We start from the raw sequence: 16857 nt of genomic DNA, 5'->3' as shown, positions 1-16857 counted from the left end.
GCCCCCTTAAATAGTAAAAAACCGCCTTCATTGAAGGCGGTTTTTTTTATGCTACAAAGGCTGCTCACAACGTCAGGAGGGCTGAACTTCCTCTGCCGGCTTGCCGCGCGCTACGAACTTGCGCAGCGTGACGTAGAACACCGGCGTCAGGAACAGACCGAACAGCGTCACCCCTAACATCCCGGAGAACACCGTGATCCCAGTGACGCCGCGAACCTCCGCGCCCGCACCGTGTCCCAGAATCAGCGGAATAGTCCCGGCGATAAAGGCAATCGAGGTCATCACAATGGGACGCAGACGCAGGCGGCAGGCCTCCAGCGCGGCCTCGACGATCCCTTTTCCCTGCATCTCCAGCTCGCGGGCGAACTCGACAATCAGAATGGCGTTCTTACAGGCCAGCCCCATCAGTACCACCAGCCCCACCTGTACGAACACGTTATTATCCCCACCGGTTAGCCAGACGCCGAACAGCGCGGAGAGCAGGGTCATCGGGACGATCAGGATCACCGCCAGCGGCAGCGTCCAGCTCTCATACAGAGCCGCCAGCACCAGGAACGCCAGCAGCACCGCGACCGGGAAGACGATCATAGCCGTATTGCCCTGAGTGGCCTGCTGGTAGCTGAGGTCGGTCCATTCAATATTCATCCCGTTCGGCAGCACCTGCTTAGACATCCCGGCCAGCGTCGTCATCGCCTGAGCGGACGACAGCACGCGCGGATCGGCATCACCGATCAGGTCCGCCGCCGGGTAGCCGTTGTAGCGGATCACCGGGTCAGGCCCGTAGGTGGTGGTGATATTCACCATGCTGCCAATCGGCACCATCTCACCCTGGCTGTTGCGGGTGCGCAGATTACCGATATCCTCCACGCTCTCGCGGAACGGTCCGTCAGCCTGAGCCATCACGCGCCAGGTGCGGCCAAACTGGTTGAAATCGTTCACGTAGGACGATCCCAGATAGGTCTGCAGCGTCCCGAACAGGTCGGTCAGCGACACGCCCTGGGCCTTGGCCTTATCGCGGTCCACCTGCACATCCAGCTGCGGAACGTTGGCCTGATAGGTGGAGATCGGGAAGTGCATTCCCGGCGTCTGCATAATCGCACCCGACATGGTGTTAACCGCGGTTTGCAGCGCGCCGTAGCCCAGCCCGGCCCGGTCCTGAATATAGAGCGAGTAGCCGGAACCCTGGCCCAGCCCCAGAATCGGCGGCGGCAGGATCGAGAAGCCGAACCCCTGCTGCAGCTGCGCGATCTTCGCGTTAATCTCGGCGTTAATTTCCGCCGCGGTGTGCGTACGCTGATCGAACGGCTTCAGGCCGAAGAAGACCGTACCGGTGTTCGGCGTATTGGTAAACTGCAGCGCGTTGAGCCCCGGGAACGCCACCGCATAATCCACGCCTTCGGTGTTCATGCCGATCTCGCTCATTTTGCGGATCATCGCATCGGTTCGCGCCAGCGAAGCACCTTCCGGCATCTTCACGCCACCAATCAGGTACAGCTTATCCTGGGTCGGAATAAATCCGCCGGGCACGACTTTAAACATCACGCCGGCGGCGCAAAGCAGCAGCAGATAAACCACGAACACCGACCCGCGGCGGCCAAGGGTTTTCGCGACCAGCCCCTGATAGCCGTTAGAGCTGCGGTTGAAGAAGCGGTTAAACGGCCGGAACAGCCAGCCGAACAGCCTGTCGATAAGCCGGGTCGGCATATCTTTCGGCGCGCCGTGCGGCTTCAGCAGCAGCGCCGCCAGCGCCGGAGAGAGCGTCAGCGAGTTAATCGCCGAGATCACCGTCGAAATCGCGATAGTCACCGCAAACTGCTTGTAGAACTGCCCGGTCACGCCGGAGAGGAAGGCCATCGGCACGAACACCGCACACAGCACCAGGGCGATCGCGATAATCGGCCCGGACACCTCGCGCATCGCCTGGTGCGCAGCCTGCAGCGGCGCCAGCCCCTCTTCAATATTACGCTCGACGTTCTCCACCACCACGATAGCGTCATCCACCACGATCCCGATGGCGAGCACCAGCCCGAACAGGCTCAGGGTATTTAGCGAGAAGCCAAGCAGATAGAGAATGCTGAACGTCCCCACCACCGACACCGGCACGGCAATCAGCGGGATGATCGACGCGCGCCAGGTTTGCAGGAACAGAATCACCACCAGCACGACCAGCACCACCGCTTCCAGCAGGGTTTGTACCACCGCACGGATGGAGTCGCGCACGAAGACCGTTGGGTCGTACGGCGCCGCCCACTTCATATCCTCCGGGAAGCGCGTCGACAGCTCGCTCATCTTCGCGCGCACGGCGTTAGAGAGGTCGATGGCGTTCGCCCCCGGCGACTGGAAGATACCAATCCCGACCGCGTCTTTATTATTCAGCTGCGAGCGCAGGGCGTAGCTGCCGGAGCCCATCTCAATGCGCGCTACGTCGTGCAGGCGCACCAGCGATCCGTCCTGGGCCGTTTTGAGGATGATATTGCCGAACTCCTCCTCGGTATGCAGGCGCCCCTGGGCGTTAATCGAGATCAGGAAATCGCTCTCTTTCGGCAGGGGCTCGGCGCCGAGCTGGCCGGCGGAAACCTGCACGTTTTGCTCCTGCATCGCTGAAACGACGTCAGAGGCGGTCAGGCCGCGCGCCGCCACCTTATTAGGGTCCAGCCAGACGCGCATGGCGTACTCGCCGGAGCCAAAAATCTGAATCTGGCCGACGCCGGGCAGGCGCGCCAGCTCATCTTTGACCTTCAGCGTGGCGTAGTTACGCATATACAGCGAATCGTACTTGCCGCCGGGCGAGAACAGATGCACCACCAGGGTCAGCGTGGGGGACTGCTTCTGGGTGGTGATCCCGAGGCGGCGAACATCCTCAGGCAGGCGAGCTTCGGCCTGCGATACCCGGTTTTGCACCTGAACCTGCGCCTGGTCGGGATCGGTTCCCGGGCGGAAGGTCACGGTGGTCACCAGCACGCCGTCGGAGCCGGCGACGGATTTCATGTACATCATGTTTTCAACGCCGTTGATCGCTTCTTCCAGCGGCGTCGCCACGGTTTCCGCAATAACCTTCGGGTTGGCGCCCGGATACTCCGCGCGCACCTGCACGCTCGGCGGCACGACGTCAGGATATTCGCTGACCGGCAGCAGCGGTATCGCGATCAGCCCGGTGACGAAAATCAAAATCGACAGCACCGCGGCAAAAATCGGCCTGTCGATAAAAAAGCGGGAAAAGTCCATACGACGGATTCTCTGGTAAGGGATCAGTTAAGGGCGGTGCTGGCGGTCATGGCAACGGTTTTCGCGTTAACCGGCATGCCCGGCATAAACACTTTTTGTAAGCCGTCTACGATGACTTTATCGCCGGGGTTGAGCCCCTGCTGCACGATGCGCAGGCCCGCCGCCAGGCGGCCAGGCGTGATATCACGACGCTGCGCTTTACCATCTTTATCAACGATATAAACGTATTTACGGTCCTGATCGGTTAATACCGCCTTGTCGTCAATCAGCATGGCGCTGAACTCGGCGCTGCCCGGCAGGCGCACGCGGGCGAAGAGTCCCGGCGTAAACAGGCGCTGGGCGTTATCCAGCACTGCACGCATGCGGATCGTGCCGGTACTCGGCGTGAGCTGATTGTCGAGGAAATCCACTTTGCCCTGATGGGGATAGCCCTCCTCCCCAACCAGGCCAATTTCTACCGGCAGGGCCAGATGGCTGCTGGACGCCCCCTGCCCGCTGCGGGCAAGGTTTTGATAGTGAAGATAGGTTGATTCATCCACGTCAAAGTAGACGTACACCGTCTTCTGCGATACCAGGGTGGTGAGCACGCTGGCGCTGTCGCCCGCGGTGACGAGGTTGCCGCTGGTGATCAGCGCGCGGCTGGCGCGGCCGTCGATAGGCGCAATCACTTTGGTAAAATCAAGATTCAGCTGCGCCGCGTCAACCGCCGCCTGCGCCGCCCGCATATCGGCCTGCGCCTGGACGGCGGCCGAGCGCCGCTGCTCCCACTCTTCGCGGGAGACCACGTTGGTGTTTACCAGCTTATCGGTACGGCCGGCTTCGCTGCGCGCCAGGCTGGCCTGGGTTTTGCTGCGCGAGAGCTCCGCCTGCGCCTGCTCGAGCGCGGCGCGGTAGGTTCTGTCGTCGATGGTGAACAGCACCTCGCCCTTTTTCACTTCCTGGCCATCGGTGTAGTTCACTTTATCGATATAGCCGGAGACGCGCGGGCGCAGCTGGACGCTCTCTACCGCTTCGATGCGGCCGTTGAAGCTATCCCACTGGCTGACAGGCTTAACCACGACGTCGGCGGCGCTGACGGCAGGCGCCTGCGGCGCGGCATTTTGCGCGACGCCGTTATCGCATCCGGCAAGCAGCGCCGCGAGCAGCGCCGTCCCCAACAAACGCCGATGAAAGTTAACCCAAGGTTTTTGCAGGCTCATTATTTTTATTCCGCTGGTTGTTGTTGCCGCCGAACAAGACGCCGCGGGGGACGCAGCGCCACTTCCTTTGTTCGGGCTGGCTGAAGGCCATTTGTGTCGCTCATCGCCACAAAATATGTATCAATTACGAATACACTATCGCGGCGATTGTAGGGAGGCGCTAAATTAAGTGCAAGAATAATTGTTGCACTTTATGTGCTATTCGCGCGAGTGAAGTATGACCATTTGTTAAGGTCCGTTGTTTTTTCTGGATTTACCGCAACCGCCTGGCGCCGTCAGGGCCGTTTCGCTGCCCCAGCCCGCCCTAAATCCGCCCTCGGAGAGGGCCGACGGCATTAGATGAAACCCTAAGAGCCCCACCCTGTATGCCCTGCGGCCATTTTGTACCTGCATTCCTGCGGGACAATTTCCCTGATTCCAGTTAACCTTGTGACCGATTGCAGAAAACATCGCACTTACTGAGCAATGTCATGATTTTGACCCGGATGGAACACGATGACTGTCCCGTATTATCAGTACGAAAAGTGTCTGAAATAAGGTATAAAGCCGCATGAAAATCCCAAACAGAATCCAACCTCTGGTCGATGACGGCCTGATAGACGAAGTGCTTCAGCGGCTGAAAAGCGGTAAAGAAGCCGACGTTTACACTGTTTTATGCGGTGATAAGATCCAGTGCGCCAAAGTGTACAAAGAGGCGGCACAGCGCAGCTTTAAGCAGGCCGTGCAGTACCAGGAAGGGCGTAAGGTCCGCAATTCGCGTAATAACCGCGCGATGCAAAAGGGCTCAAAGTTCGGCCGCAAGCAGCAGGAGGAGACCTGGCAAATGGCCGAGGTCGACGCCCTGTTCCGGCTGGCTAACGCCGGGGTTCGCGTACCTCAGCCCTATATCTGCATTGACGGCGTATTATTGATGGAGCTTATCACTGACGCCGAGGGCGCGGTCGCCCCGCGCCTGAGCGATGTCGCCCTGACGGAAGAGGAAGCCGTTGCTGATTTCGCGACCATGATCCGCAATATCGTGCGCATGCTGTGCGCCGGTCTTGTTCACGGTGATTTGTCGGAGTTCAACGTCCTGCTCGATGCGCAAGGGCCGGTCATTATCGACCTGCCGCAGGCGGTAGATGCCGCAGCAAACAACCATGCGCAATCCATGTTCGAACGCGACGTGAATAACATCACCGCCTACTACGGCCAGTTCGCCCCCCAGCTCTTAAAAACGCGCTATGCGAAAGAGATATGGATGCTGTATGAAGACGGAAAATTAACGCCGGAAACGCCGCTAACCGGCCTCTTTGTTGAAGAGGTCCACGCGGTCGATATGGACTCGCTGATGGATGAAATCATCGCCGCGGAAGATGAGTTCTACGACCGCCAGCGCGCCGCCAAAGAACGCGACGACGAATAAGAATAGTTGTAGGCCTTTGCGCTGCCGCACGGCAGCCCAGGCTAAGGGGCAGACGGGCTCTGACCCTACATCGCCACCAGCGCCCGCAACATTCGCACGATTTTAAGCATGAGCCAGTAATCCGTCGGGCTGATTTTTAGCCCGGCAAATGAACCCCTCAGTTAATCAGAACAGGCGGAAGCGATATTCAACGATCGCTTCTGAAGCCAGAGTGTGGGTTCGGGTGTAGTGGCCGTCGGTCAGCACCGGCGTTTTTCCGCTGCTTTTGTACGACCAGCCCGGACCAAACATCAGCCATACCGTCAAGCGCGGATCGGAAGGAACCCAGCGGCTGAAAGCGCTAATTTCGCCGCTGCGCACGTGATTGCCCCGGTAGCTAAACTGGGCAATATTGCCGGCCAGGCCGATCGCCAGCTCCGGGGTCAGCTGGTAGTCCGAGATATTCGCCAGCACCAGCTCCCGGTCGCGCATGTAGTCATCGCCCGCAGAAGCCATTGAGATAAACGTGCCGCGCGAGTTTTTGCTCATATGCCGCGGGTAAAACCCCACCTCGTTCGCTTTTTTAGCCTCGGTATAGCCGATGCCCCACCTGCTGCTCCAGCGCTGCGCTTTCCAGCTGGCATCAAGGGCGAAATGCCGGGCGCTATCATCGAAGTCGCGCTTGCTCGCGGGCATCGCGCGATACTCATCAAGCGCGCGGGTGGCGTATATCTGCATGCCGATATTCAGCGGCGCTAGCGGTCTGAGATTGGCAAACAGCAGCTGACGGCGCAGATAGTTATCGCTTTCGCCATAGCCATACTGCAGATCCAGATAGCGGCTTTTCCACAGCAGCTCGCCGCTGGCCAGGTGATTAATTTCGCGCCCGGCGTTGGTCTGGAAATGCGTCTTGTCCGGCGAGTTGCGAGCCATGGAGCTTTCCACGTACGCGCCGCGCAGCGTCAGGTCGTCATAGCTCAGGGCGCCGCTCCAGCCGGAGTAGGTGGTCGGCGACAGCCGCGTCGAGGTCGAGATGACGCCATAGTTTTTCAGCACCTGCCAGCCCCAGCGGGCGTTAAGCTGTATATCCGCGATGCTGTACTTCAGCTTAAGATTACGCTGGCCAAATTTAGAGAAGCCTTCGGCATTATGTTTACTATTGCCGGGACCGTTATTGTAGAGCACGCCGCGGGAGTTAAAGTAATCGCTGGCTCCCAGCTTAACGGCGCCATAATAGATAATATCGGCGCCGAATATATCGTTAAAATAACCCGACTGATAATCCACGGCGATCCCCTGCCCCCATGCATTATGTACACGCTTAGGATTGGCGTTCTCTTCCTTAAGATATTTCCAGTAGTTTTTTAACGATAAGGTCATGTGCGAATCGCGGAAAAAAGGCTCACTAACAATGTTGTTCATTAGCATCGAAGACTGATTATCTTCATTATTATTACCGCTCCCGGCGGCTGTCGAAGCGCTAAGGAAGATAAGCGCTGCGGTAACGCGAGTCAGATTCATAGTATTCCCCAGAATCGGGCCGAACCGCATCCTTACCGACGACGGGTAATAATGAGATGCGGCCCAAAAGAGTGTGGTAAGCGTTATTTTATTTTTCGCCGAGCGCCTGCTTTCCTGCCTCAACGTATTTTAACGAGCCGATCTCATCTACCCGATAGCGGCCGTTGTGATAGCTGATTTTGACCACCGCCGCGTTGGCTAACGGCTTATTTTTCGCCGGGTCGTCGGTGAGATCGGAGATCATTATCTGCATCGCCGTACCGGACGAAATCGCCAGAATATTTTTATCGCCGTTGGCTTTCGCCTGCGCAAGCATGGTCGCCAGCGCCGCCTGAACGCGCTGCTTCACCTGGTCGTAGCTCTCCGTCATCCCCCTGGGATCGGCGCTGGCAAGCGCGTTCTGGCTATCGCGCACCGACAGCGTTCCGGCTTTCATCTCCCGGTACAGCGCCGCCGCATCGGCAAGCCCCAGCTGGCGGGCTCCCGCGGCGGCCATATCCCGGTTCAAGCCGCCCTCGAACCCGCCGAAGAACGCTTCGCGAAGGCCCGCCAGCTCGGTCGGCCGAGAGCCGACGATCCCCGCCTGGGTCATAATAACCGCCATCGTTTCGCGTTGCCGCCCGGCATCGCTGGTGTAGAAACTGTCGAATTTAATCCCCTTGAGCCCGGCGCCTAAATAGCGCGCCACCCGCCGTCCCTCCTCGGTCAGCGGAGAATCGGCCCATCCCTGAACGCGATCAAAGGTATTAAGCAGCGTTTTTCCGTGGCGCGCAAAATAGATATTCACGGTATCGTTATCGGCATCCTGAACTTTATTTTCCGCAGACCAGGCTACGCTGCAGGTCACCACGATTAAAGCTAATAGCCATCTTTTCATGTTATATCCTTGCGTTATTTATATCTGTAATAAAAACAAAAAAACCACGCTCAATAACGAAAGTGACAATCACCGCTTTCGCTATCTAACGTAGTTTTTGCCTGTATACACAGTAACAATCCAATTACGCCGACCATATCACCCTTGCGAAATAACGCCACACACTTTTGCATGGCAAATTAATAAATGTGATCGCTCGCAGATTAAGCCGCGGCAACGCCATATATTCCATTATATATTCTCGTATCAGCCAATAAGCCCCATGAATAAACATATCCAGCTGCAAAAGGCCCGTTCGGGAACCTCGCTAATAACGATTTTATTTATTGAAGCCGCTCACAAAAAATAGTCTTTGCCTGGACGATAGCCGCCGCCTGGCGTATTTTCGTGGCTATCCGGGATTGTTACTGAACGCAGGCAAAACCTAAGATATCCGTCGCAGCGGCGCTGCTGGCAGGAGTCTTAGGTTTTTTTTTGCGTCCGATTCAGCCCTTCCATCAAACACAAGGATCCAAAGTGAAAAAAATCATCCTGACCGCCGCGCTGCTCTCCGCCGTCGCCTTCTCCGCCGGGGCGGCCCGGCCCGCGCTGAAAATACTGATCGTCAACGACGACGGCTGCGCCTCGCCGGGCAGCACCTCGCTGCAGGACAAACTGGCAGCCAAAGGCTATGACGTCTGGATGGTCGCCCCCGCCACCAACCAAAGCGGCATAGGTTCCGCCATCACCTTTAAACCCGGTAAGATCTTCGACCTGCAAAAGGTCGCCGACAGGCGCTACTGCTTCCCCGGCACCCCGGCGGACGCCGTTGACTTTGGGCTTCATGGCCTGCTGAAGGACGCGCCGCCGGATCTGGTTATCTCCGGCGTGAACGACGGCCCCAACACCGGCATGGCGCAGGTCAATTCCGGTACCGTCAGCGCCGCCGCCCGCGCCGTGCGCTACGGCATCCCGGCGATCGCCGCCAGCATCGGCTATATCTTTAGCGATGAGGAGATGAAAAACGGCTGGTCGGCGACGCATCAATACTGGCCGGAGTCGGTCGATTACGTCGTGGGCGTAGTCGATACTCTCAGCGCCAAACGAACCCCGGGCGCGCCCCTCTTACCCAAAGGGTCCGGGCTGAGCATTAATTATCCGCCGCTGGCAAAAGCCGAGATCAAAGGCGTGCGCTACGTCGAGAACGAAGCGTTCCCGACGCCGCAGATCGGCTATGAGCTGACGGCCGACGGCAAGGCGAAACAGATCCTCAACCCGGCGGCGCTCGCGCCAACCCTGGACGATACCGACTCCGGCTGGCTCAACAAGGGCTATATCACCTATACCCTTTTTGACGGCGCGTGGAACGCCCCGCAGTTTACAGGCCAGTACAAAGCGCTGTTAGGTCAGTAAACGCGCGCACCGCACGGCCCTCTGACGCTGAACGTCGCCGGGCAGAGCGGAAAAAGCTCGATTGGTTAAAAAACGGCGGAGAAGGCGCACGAAGTGAAGAGGAAGTTATAAATACGGCACTTACCATATTGTTTTTCAATATATAACGGGGTGCTAATGTCTGTACTCAGAAGCTTTCTCTTTTTCCTCGGCGCGGCCAGCGCCCGATCCGGCCTCTAGTAGTTCCACTTCGGCCTGGCGACGGTATTCTTCTTGAGTAAATTACGAAACTCTTTCAGATAGGGCTCGTTGCTGCGCCCGCGTTTGCAAATCGCCGAGAACGGCGACTGGAAGCCGAACTCGTTGGGCAGCAGCACCCGCAGCCGGTTCTCCTTGATCCACGGCCAGGCGTAGTGCTCCGGCAGGTAGCCGATATATTTCCCCGAGAGGATCAGCAGCAGCTGCGCATCGACCGTCTCCACGGTGGCGCTGCCTTTGCTGAAGCCGCGCCGCCGCAGATCGCTGGTATTCCAGTAGCTGCGGGTCACCAGCGGGCACTGGCTGATCTGCTCTTTATCGAGCTGGCGGCTGAAGAACATCGGGTGCAGGTCGCTGCAGTAGAGCCAGTGCTGCTCGCGATAGAGCGGCTCGCTGATGATGTTATGCACCTGGGAGTTGTAGCTGCCGATCGCCAGATCGATATGGTTGTTGAGCACGCCGTTCAGCTGCTCCGCCGGGGTGCGGATAATCAGTTTGATGTGCACGTGAGGAAACTTATCGCTGAAGCTGCGCAGCACCACCGGCAGCGACAGCGCGGTTTCGGTTTCAATCGAGTCGAGGGTCGAGATGCAAATCGTGCCGCTGTGCTCGCCCTTCAGCAGCGCCGACTGGCGCTCCAGCTCGTTCAGCTCGCCCAGTACCCGAATCGACTGCTGTAAAAACTGCTGCCCTTTCTCGGTCAAAGCAAAGCCGCCGCGCCCGCGCTGGCACAGGCTAAATCCGAGCTGACCTTCCAGCTGGGACATCGCGTTGCTGATCGCCGACACCGAAATCCCCAGCTCCTGCTGGGCTCTGCCGTAGCTTTCCAGGCGGGCCACCGCCTCAAAAATCTGCAGCTGACGAATGTTGAGACTGCCGTCGTTGTGCATGCTTAGTTCACCATTAAATGAACTAAGTATTTACAGCAGGCGATTTAAAGTCCAGCGCATCTTTCGCACTATCTCCTCATCGAGCATTGGTGACTCAGATTCAGGAGCTGAAATGGATAACGTCTTTCATCAACCGCAGAGTGGCAACGAGATGCCGCGCTTCGGCGGCCGCGCAACGATGATGCGCCTGCCTTTTATCGAAGATTTACAGGGCCTTGATGCCGCTTTCGTTGGCATCCCGCTGGATATCGGCACCTCCCAGCGCTCCGGTACCCGCTACGGGCCGCGCTATATTCGCACCGAGTCGGTGATGATTCGCCCCTACAACATGGCAACCGGCGCGGCGCCTTTTGAATCGCTGTCGGTGGCTGATATCGGCGACGTGCCGATAAATACCTACAGCCTGCTCAAATCGGTGCAGATCATCGAGGATTACTACACCGCTTTAAATAGTTTCCCGCTCATCCCCCTGACCCTCGGGGGAGACCACACCATCACCCTGCCAATTCTGCGCGCCCTGACCAAAAAGCACGGCCCGGTGGGGCTGATTCACGTGGATGCCCACACCGACACCAACGATGAGATGTTCGGCGAGAAAATCGCCCACGGCACCACCTTCCGCCGCGCCGTCGAAGAGGGGCTGCTGGATCTCAAGCGGGTGGTGCAGATTGGCCAGCGCGCACAGGGCTACGCCGCCGGCGACTTCCAGTGGGGGGTCGATCAGGGCTTTCGTCTGGTGCAGGCGGAGCAGTGCTGGCACCGGTCGCTGGCGCCGCTAATGGCCGAGGTACGCCAGCAGATGGGCGAGGGTCCGGTCTATCTCAGCTTCGATATCGACAGCCTCGACCCGATCTGGGCGCCCGGCACCGGCACGCCGGAAGTCGGCGGTCTGACCTCTATTCAGGCGCTGGAGATCGTCCGCGGCTGCCGCGGCCTGGACCTGATTGGCTGCGATCTGGTTGAGGTCTCTCCGCCCTACGACGTCAGCGGCAATACCTCCCAGCTGGCGGCCAACCTGCTGTATGAAATGCTCTGCGTCCTGCCGGGCGTGAAATATCCATAGGAGATTCAGAATGCAGCCAACCGCCCAGCCCACCCTGCAGCTCAAGGTTTTTCGCACCCTCTGGGGCGTGACCACCCCGTGGCAGCAGACCCTCAGCGAGCTAAAAAGCGTCGGCTGCTGCGGCATCGAGGCGCGGGTTCCGCCGAGCGCCGACGAGCGGCAGACGCTGGCCCGGCGCCTGCAGGAGTCCGAACTGGAGTATATCGCCATCCTCTTCAGCGGCGGCAGCGTGATCCCGGCGCAGGCCGAGACGCCGGGTCAGCATCTGGAGCGCTTAAAAAGCCGCTTTGCCGAGGCGAAGGCGCTGAACCCGCGCTTTGTCAATCTGCTGGCCGGCAACGACCGCTGGCCGCTGGCGCAGCAGGTGGATTTTCTCGGCCGGGCCCACGAGCTGGCCGCCGCCTGTGAGGTGACCTGCAGCTTTGAAACCCATCGCGCCACCTCGCTGTATAGCCCGTGGCTGACCCTCGAGATTATCCAGCAGCTGCCGCAGCTGCGCTTTACCGCCGATATCAGCCACTGGATTGTGGTAAGCGAGCGTCTGCTGGATGACCCCTGCGATGATTTCAGCGCCTTTATTGACCGCGTGCACCACGTTCAGGCCCGCGCCGGCTACGACCAGGGGCCGCAGGTGCCGCATCCGGCGGCGCCGGAATATCAGGCCGCGCTGCAGTTTCAGCAGCGCTTCTGGCAGCAGATCTGGCAGTCGCAGCGCCGGCGCGGATATCAGCAGACCACGCTGACCCCCGAGTTTGGCCCCGACGGCTATCTGCACCACCTGCCGTTTACCAACATTCCGGTGGCCGATCTGTGGTCGCTGAATGCGTGGATGGCGGAACATGAACAGCAGCATTTTGCCGAGTTTTTATCGCTAACCGAAAAGGATCCGCAGCCATGAACGTCGCAAAAAGTTCTTTCACCGAGTTACCGACCATCGATATCAGCGACCTGGCCAGCGACAGTCTGGCGAAGCGCCAGGCCGTCGCCGACACCATCGGCAAAGCGGCGCGGGAAGTCGGCTTTTTCTACATCACTGGCCACGGCATTGCCCCTGAGCTGATCGCCGGGATCCGCACGGCGGCCAAACGGCTCTTCGCCCTGCCGATGGAACAAAAGATGCAGTACTACATCGGCCACTCCCGCAGCCACAAAGGCTACGTCCCGGAAGGGGAAGAGATCTACGGCTCCGGCAAGCCGGACCACAAAGAAGCGTTTGATATTGGCTTTCAGGCCGCGGATGACCACCCGTTCGTGCTGGCCGGAACGCCGCTGATTGGCGCCAACGAGTGGCCGCAGCTGCCCGAGTTTCAGTCCCGGGTGCTGGCCTACTATGAAGCGGTATTTGCCCTCGGCCATCGCCTGTTTGACGCCTTCGCCCTCGCCCTTGGCCTGCCGGAAGGCTATTTCAAGGCGATGGTGACCTGCCCGCCGTCGAAGCTGCGCCTGATCCACTACCCCTTTGACGCCAGCGCCGAAGACGTTCCCGGTATTGGTGCACACACCGATTACGAGTGCTTCACCCTGCTGCTCGCCGACCAGCCGGGTCTTGAGGTGCTGAATGAAGATAGCGCCTGGATCGACGCGCCGCCGGCGAAGAGCGCCGCCGGAGAAGAGGCTTTCGTTATCAATATCGGCGACATGCTGGAAGTGTTGAGCGCTGGCACATTTGTTGCTACAGCCCACCGTGTCCGCAAGGTGCCGCAGGAGCGCTACTCCTTCCCGCTGTTCTTCGCCTGCGATTACCACACCCTGATCCGCCCGCTGCCCAACTTTTTAACCGCCGGAGAGGCCAGCGACTACCAGGAGCTGAGCATTGGCGAGCATATGTGGAGCCAGGCGCTGCAGACCTATCGCTATCTGCGCGAGAAGGTCAACAAAGGCGAGCTGCAGCTCCCGGAACGCGCCCGAGGCACCAACACCTTTGGTCATCTGAAAAAACAAGCCCAGCAAAAAACCGTTACTAACCCGTGAGGATACATGATGAAAAAAACGATCCATAAGCTCTCGCGCCGCGTGGCGGTGGGCATCGCCATCGCCGCCTGCTTCTCTCCGCTGACCCAGGCCGCAGAGCTGCTGACGGACGGCGTATTTAAAGTCGGGATGGAGGTGACCTATCCGCCGTTTGAATCTTACGACAGCAATAACAATATCGTCGGCCTCGACCCGGAGTTCGCCGCGCTGATTGCCGAGCACCTGAAGGCTAAACCGCAGCTGATCGATACCAAATTCACCAGCCTGATCTTAGGGATTGGCAAGAAATATGACGCGGTGATCTCCGGGATGTACATCACGCCGGAGCGCCTTAAGCAGGCCGACGCGGTGCCTTACGCCCTCTCCGGCGCGTCAATTATCGCCCTGAAGAGCGGCGAGATTCAGCCGAAAACGGAAGACGAGCTGTGCGGCGTCAAGGTGGGGCTGCAGCAGGGCACCAGCTGGGTCGCCAGCCTGAAGAATCACTCCGACGAATACTGCCTGAAAAACGGCAAGCCGGCGATTAGCATTCAGGAGTTCCCGACCGCCCCGGAAGTCTCCCAGGCCCTGATATCGAAAAATATTAGCGCGCAGTTAGAGATCGCTCCGGCGGCGCAAATTCTTGTCGACAAGAGCCGCGGACGGCTGGCGATTAGCTCCACCCGCCTGGTCTACCCCCTGCCGCTGGGGATTTACGTCAGTAAAGGTAATAGCGAACTGGTGGAGGCGATTAAATCGACGTTAGCCACCTTAAAAGCCAACGGCAAATATGACGCCATCATCAAGAAATACAACTTAGAACGCATCGATTAAATACGCTTAAGCCAATGCGCAACAGGAGTCGGTATGGAGTTCGATTGGGGATACTTTTTCTCGTTATTTAGCATTGGGGCATTCTGGCAGGCGTGCGTTACCGTCATCGTCGTCAGTTCATTGTCATGGTTTATTGGCCTGGTATTAGGTTTTCTTTTAGCCTGCGCGAAGCTCTCCGGCCCGCGCTGGCTGAAGGTTCCCGTCGAACTCTATATTTGGTTTTTCCGCAGCGTGCCGCTGATGGTGCTGCTGGTGTTTGTCTATAACCTGCCGCAGCTCTTCCCGCTGACCCAGCCGCTGCTCGGGGTGCCGTTTATTGCCGGCCTGGTCTCGATGACCGTCACCGAGGCGGCCTATATGGCGGAGATTCATCGCGGCGGATTAATCTCAGTGGCGAAGGGACAGAGCGAAGCCGGCCACGCCTTAAGCTTCAGCTTTATCGGCATTCAGCGCCTGATTATTATCCCGCAGGCGTTCCGTATTTCGCTGCCCACGCTGATTAATGAATACATCACCATCATTAAGCTCAGCTCGATTTTGTCGGTGATCTCGCTACCGGAGCTGCTGCTTACCGGCCAGCGCCTGTACGCGCAGAACTTCCTCGTGATGGAGACCCTGCTGGCGGTGGCGGTCTACTACGTGATGGTGGTAACGCTGTTTACCTGGCTGTTCCGGGCGCTGGAAAACCGGCTCGATATTCAGCAAAAGCGCCCGCAAACCTTCAACGACGCCGAATGCGAGGCCCTGCGCCAGAGCCTGAAAGCGCCGCCGCAGGCGGCGAAGGCCGAACCCACCAGCGGCAGCCCACCGGCTCTCGATCTGCGGGCGATCGAAAAATCCTGGGGCCAGCATCAGGTGCTGAAAGGCATCGATTTGAAGGTCGATAACGGCGAGGTCATCAGCATCATCGGGCCATCCGGGTCGGGCAAAACCACCCTTATCCGCACCATCAACGCCCTGGAAAGTCTCGATGGCGGGGAGATTATTCTCTACGGCGAGGATTACCTGAAAGGCGCGGCGATCGTCGATAAGCCGCAGATGCGCGCCGGCGTGCGCCGTATCGGCATGGTTTTCCAGAGCTTCAACCTCTTTCCCCACCGCACGGTGCTCGACAACGTGATGCTCGCCCCGCTGTATCACAAGCTGGTCGATCGCCGCGTGGCAAAAGAGCAGGCCCTCTATCTGCTGGACCGCGTCGGGCTGCTGGCCCATGGCGAAAAATACCCCTGGCAGCTCTCCGGCGGACAGCAGCAGCGCGTTGCCATCGCCAGGGCGCTGGCCTTAAAACCGGACATCATGCTGTTTGACGAGCCCACCTCGGCGCTGGACCCTGAGCTGGTCGGCGAGGTGCTGAAGGTGATTCAGTCTCTCGCCCGCGAAGGGATGACGATGCTGATCGTCACCCATGAGATGGACTTCGCGTTATCCATTTCCGATCGGGTGGTGATGATGGAGAACGGCGTGGTGGTGAGCGACGTGCCGCCACCGCGCATCCGTGACGGCGCCAGCGATCCGGGGCTGACCCGCATCCGTGAATTTATGGGAGTACAATAAATGGCTACTGAACGTGAACTGCGCCAGGATCTGGCCGCCGCCTACCGCCTGGCGGCGCTGTTTGGCTGGGAAGATACCCTCTATACCCACTTTTCCGTGCGCCTGCCCGGCGACGGCGAGCCGCGCTTTCTGATTAACCCGTTCGGCATGATGTTCGACGAGGTGACCGCCAGCAATCTGATTGTCGTCGATATGCAGGGCAAGGTGGTGGAAGGCTCCGCCCCGGCAAACTCGGCCGGTTTTACCATCCACAGCGCGGTGCATATGGCGCGGGAGGATGCCCACTGCGTGATCCACACCCATACGCTGCCTGGCATGGCGGTCGCCGCCTGCCAGGACGGCCTGCTGCAGCTCAACCAGATCAGCACCGAGTTTTATCAGCGCGTCGGCTATCACCCGTATGAAGGGGTGGCGTTTGACCTCGACGAACGCGCGCGCATTCAGCGCTCGCTGGGGGATAATATCGCCATGATTTTGCAGAGCCACGGCCTGCTGTCGGTCGGGCGCACCGTCGCCGATGCGTTTTACATCATGTACTACCTCAACCGCGCCTGCGAAATTCAGATGGCGACCGCCCAGCTCGCCCCGCTCAGCCCGATTCACCACATCCCGGCGCACCTGAGCCAGCACGCCTGCGAACAGCTGATGGGCGTGGAGCACGAGCGTCAGCAGGTCTGGCAGGCGTGGCTGCGCCGCCTTAACCGCCTCGACACTGCTTATCAAGAGTAATG

At 59.1% G+C, this 16857-nt stretch carries 12 protein-coding genes and 1 pseudogene; 8 read left to right on the top strand and 5 right to left on the bottom strand.

From position 1 onward, the window contains the following. Positions 1-72: 72 nt before the first annotated feature. Together oqxB and RTE01_RS21325 are read right to left on the bottom strand one after the other, a co-directional pair. The gene (gene oqxB, locus RTE01_RS21330; protein WP_134527324.1) at positions 73-3225 is read right to left on the bottom strand and encodes a multidrug efflux RND transporter permease subunit OqxB; all 3153 of its coding nucleotides are present in this window, start codon (positions 3223-3225) and stop codon (positions 73-75) included. 23 nt (positions 3226-3248) lie between these two features. After that, positions 3249-4424 (bottom strand): efflux RND transporter periplasmic adaptor subunit, encoded by a 1176-nt coding sequence (locus tag RTE01_RS21325; RefSeq protein WP_041146809.1) that lies wholly within the window; start codon positions 4422-4424, stop codon positions 3249-3251. A gap of 550 nt (positions 4425-4974) precedes the next feature. On the opposite strand from RTE01_RS21325, the gene RTE01_RS21320 reads away from it, so the two are divergent. Next, positions 4975-5829, top strand: a complete 855-nt coding sequence (locus tag RTE01_RS21320) for a PA4780 family RIO1-like protein kinase (protein ID WP_045857838.1) — start codon at positions 4975-4977, stop codon at positions 5827-5829. 165 nt (positions 5830-5994) lie between these two features. Here RTE01_RS21320 and RTE01_RS21315 read toward each other — a convergent pair. Both RTE01_RS21315 and RTE01_RS21310 read right to left on the bottom strand, forming a co-directional pair. After that, a pseudogene (locus tag RTE01_RS21315) lies at positions 5995-7203 on the bottom strand (OprD family outer membrane porin); the annotation flags it as partial. A 214-nt stretch (positions 7204-7417) separates the two neighbouring features. Further along, positions 7418-8206 (bottom strand): histidine phosphatase family protein, encoded by a 789-nt coding sequence (locus RTE01_RS21310; protein ID WP_134527326.1) that lies wholly within the window; start codon positions 8204-8206, stop codon positions 7418-7420. 516 nt (positions 8207-8722) lie between these two features. Between RTE01_RS21310 and surE the strand changes: the two genes are divergently transcribed. Further along, positions 8723-9598 (top strand): 5'/3'-nucleotidase SurE, encoded by an 876-nt coding sequence (gene surE, locus RTE01_RS21305; protein WP_134527328.1) that lies wholly within the window; start codon positions 8723-8725, stop codon positions 9596-9598. Positions 9599-9813: 215 nt separating this feature from the next. On the opposite strand, the gene RTE01_RS21300 is transcribed toward surE, so the two are convergent. Further along, complete coding sequence (locus RTE01_RS21300) at positions 9814-10725, bottom strand: LysR family transcriptional regulator (RefSeq protein WP_041146814.1); 912 nt, start codon at positions 10723-10725, stop codon at positions 9814-9816. Between the two features lie 112 nt (positions 10726-10837). On the opposite strand from RTE01_RS21300, the gene speB reads away from it, so the two are divergent. From speB to RTE01_RS21270, 6 genes are read left to right on the top strand one after another with little or no spacing between them, the layout of a single operon-like run. Next, on the top strand, positions 10838-11788 hold the full coding sequence (speB, locus tag RTE01_RS21295; protein WP_076946104.1) for an agmatinase: 951 nt from the start codon (positions 10838-10840) through the stop codon (positions 11786-11788). A gap of 34 nt (positions 11789-11822) precedes the next feature. Beyond that, entirely contained in the window at positions 11823-12686 is an 864-nt protein-coding gene (locus RTE01_RS21290; protein ID WP_134528611.1) for a sugar phosphate isomerase/epimerase family protein, read from the top strand. Continuing rightward, the gene (locus RTE01_RS21285; protein WP_134527331.1) at positions 12683-13759 is read left to right on the top strand and encodes an isopenicillin N synthase family dioxygenase; all 1077 of its coding nucleotides are present in this window, start codon (positions 12683-12685) and stop codon (positions 13757-13759) included. The genes RTE01_RS21290 and RTE01_RS21285 overlap by 4 nt, the downstream gene beginning before the upstream one ends. Before the next feature lie 9 nt (positions 13760-13768). Further along, the gene (locus RTE01_RS21280; protein WP_041146817.1) at positions 13769-14572 is read left to right on the top strand and encodes an ABC transporter substrate-binding protein; all 804 of its coding nucleotides are present in this window, start codon (positions 13769-13771) and stop codon (positions 14570-14572) included. Positions 14573-14605: 33 nt separating this feature from the next. Then, complete coding sequence (locus RTE01_RS21275) at positions 14606-16126, top strand: amino acid ABC transporter permease/ATP-binding protein (protein WP_141335340.1); 1521 nt, start codon at positions 14606-14608, stop codon at positions 16124-16126. Further along, positions 16127-16855 carry a class II aldolase/adducin family protein gene (locus RTE01_RS21270; RefSeq protein WP_041146819.1) on the top strand — a complete coding sequence of 243 codons (729 nt, stop codon included), beginning with the start codon at positions 16127-16129 and terminating at the stop codon, positions 16853-16855. Positions 16856-16857 lie beyond the last annotated feature (2 nt).

The sequence above is a fragment of the Klebsiella terrigena genome, from assembly GCF_006539725.1.
Lineage (GTDB): Bacteria > Pseudomonadota > Gammaproteobacteria > Enterobacterales > Enterobacteriaceae > Klebsiella > Klebsiella terrigena.
Note: the sequence above shows the minus strand (reverse complement) of the source record. Positions and strands in the feature narration are given on the sequence as shown.

Excerpts from the sequence above, each read along its gene's own strand:
- oqxB (WP_134527324.1), bottom strand. The coding sequence starts at position 3,225 with ATGGACTTTTCCCGCTTTTTTATCGACAGGCCGATTTTTGCCGCGGTG.
- RTE01_RS21270 (WP_041146819.1), top strand. The coding sequence starts at position 16,127 with ATGGCTACTGAACGTGAACTGCGCCAGGATCTGGCCGCCGCCTACCGC.
- RTE01_RS21280 (WP_041146817.1), top strand. The coding sequence starts at position 13,769 with ATGAAAAAAACGATCCATAAGCTCTCGCGCCGCGTGGCGGTGGGCATC.
- RTE01_RS21275 (WP_141335340.1), top strand. The coding sequence starts at position 14,606 with ATGGAGTTCGATTGGGGATACTTTTTCTCGTTATTTAGCATTGGGGCA.
- RTE01_RS21300 (WP_041146814.1), bottom strand. The coding sequence starts at position 10,725 with ATGCACAACGACGGCAGTCTCAACATTCGTCAGCTGCAGATTTTTGAG.
- RTE01_RS21320 (WP_045857838.1), top strand. The coding sequence starts at position 4,975 with ATGAAAATCCCAAACAGAATCCAACCTCTGGTCGATGACGGCCTGATA.
- RTE01_RS21285 (WP_134527331.1), top strand. The coding sequence starts at position 12,683 with ATGAACGTCGCAAAAAGTTCTTTCACCGAGTTACCGACCATCGATATC.
- speB (WP_076946104.1), top strand. The coding sequence starts at position 10,838 with ATGGATAACGTCTTTCATCAACCGCAGAGTGGCAACGAGATGCCGCGC.
- RTE01_RS21325 (WP_041146809.1), bottom strand. The coding sequence starts at position 4,424 with ATGAGCCTGCAAAAACCTTGGGTTAACTTTCATCGGCGTTTGTTGGGG.
- RTE01_RS21310 (WP_134527326.1), bottom strand. The coding sequence starts at position 8,206 with ATGAAAAGATGGCTATTAGCTTTAATCGTGGTGACCTGCAGCGTAGCC.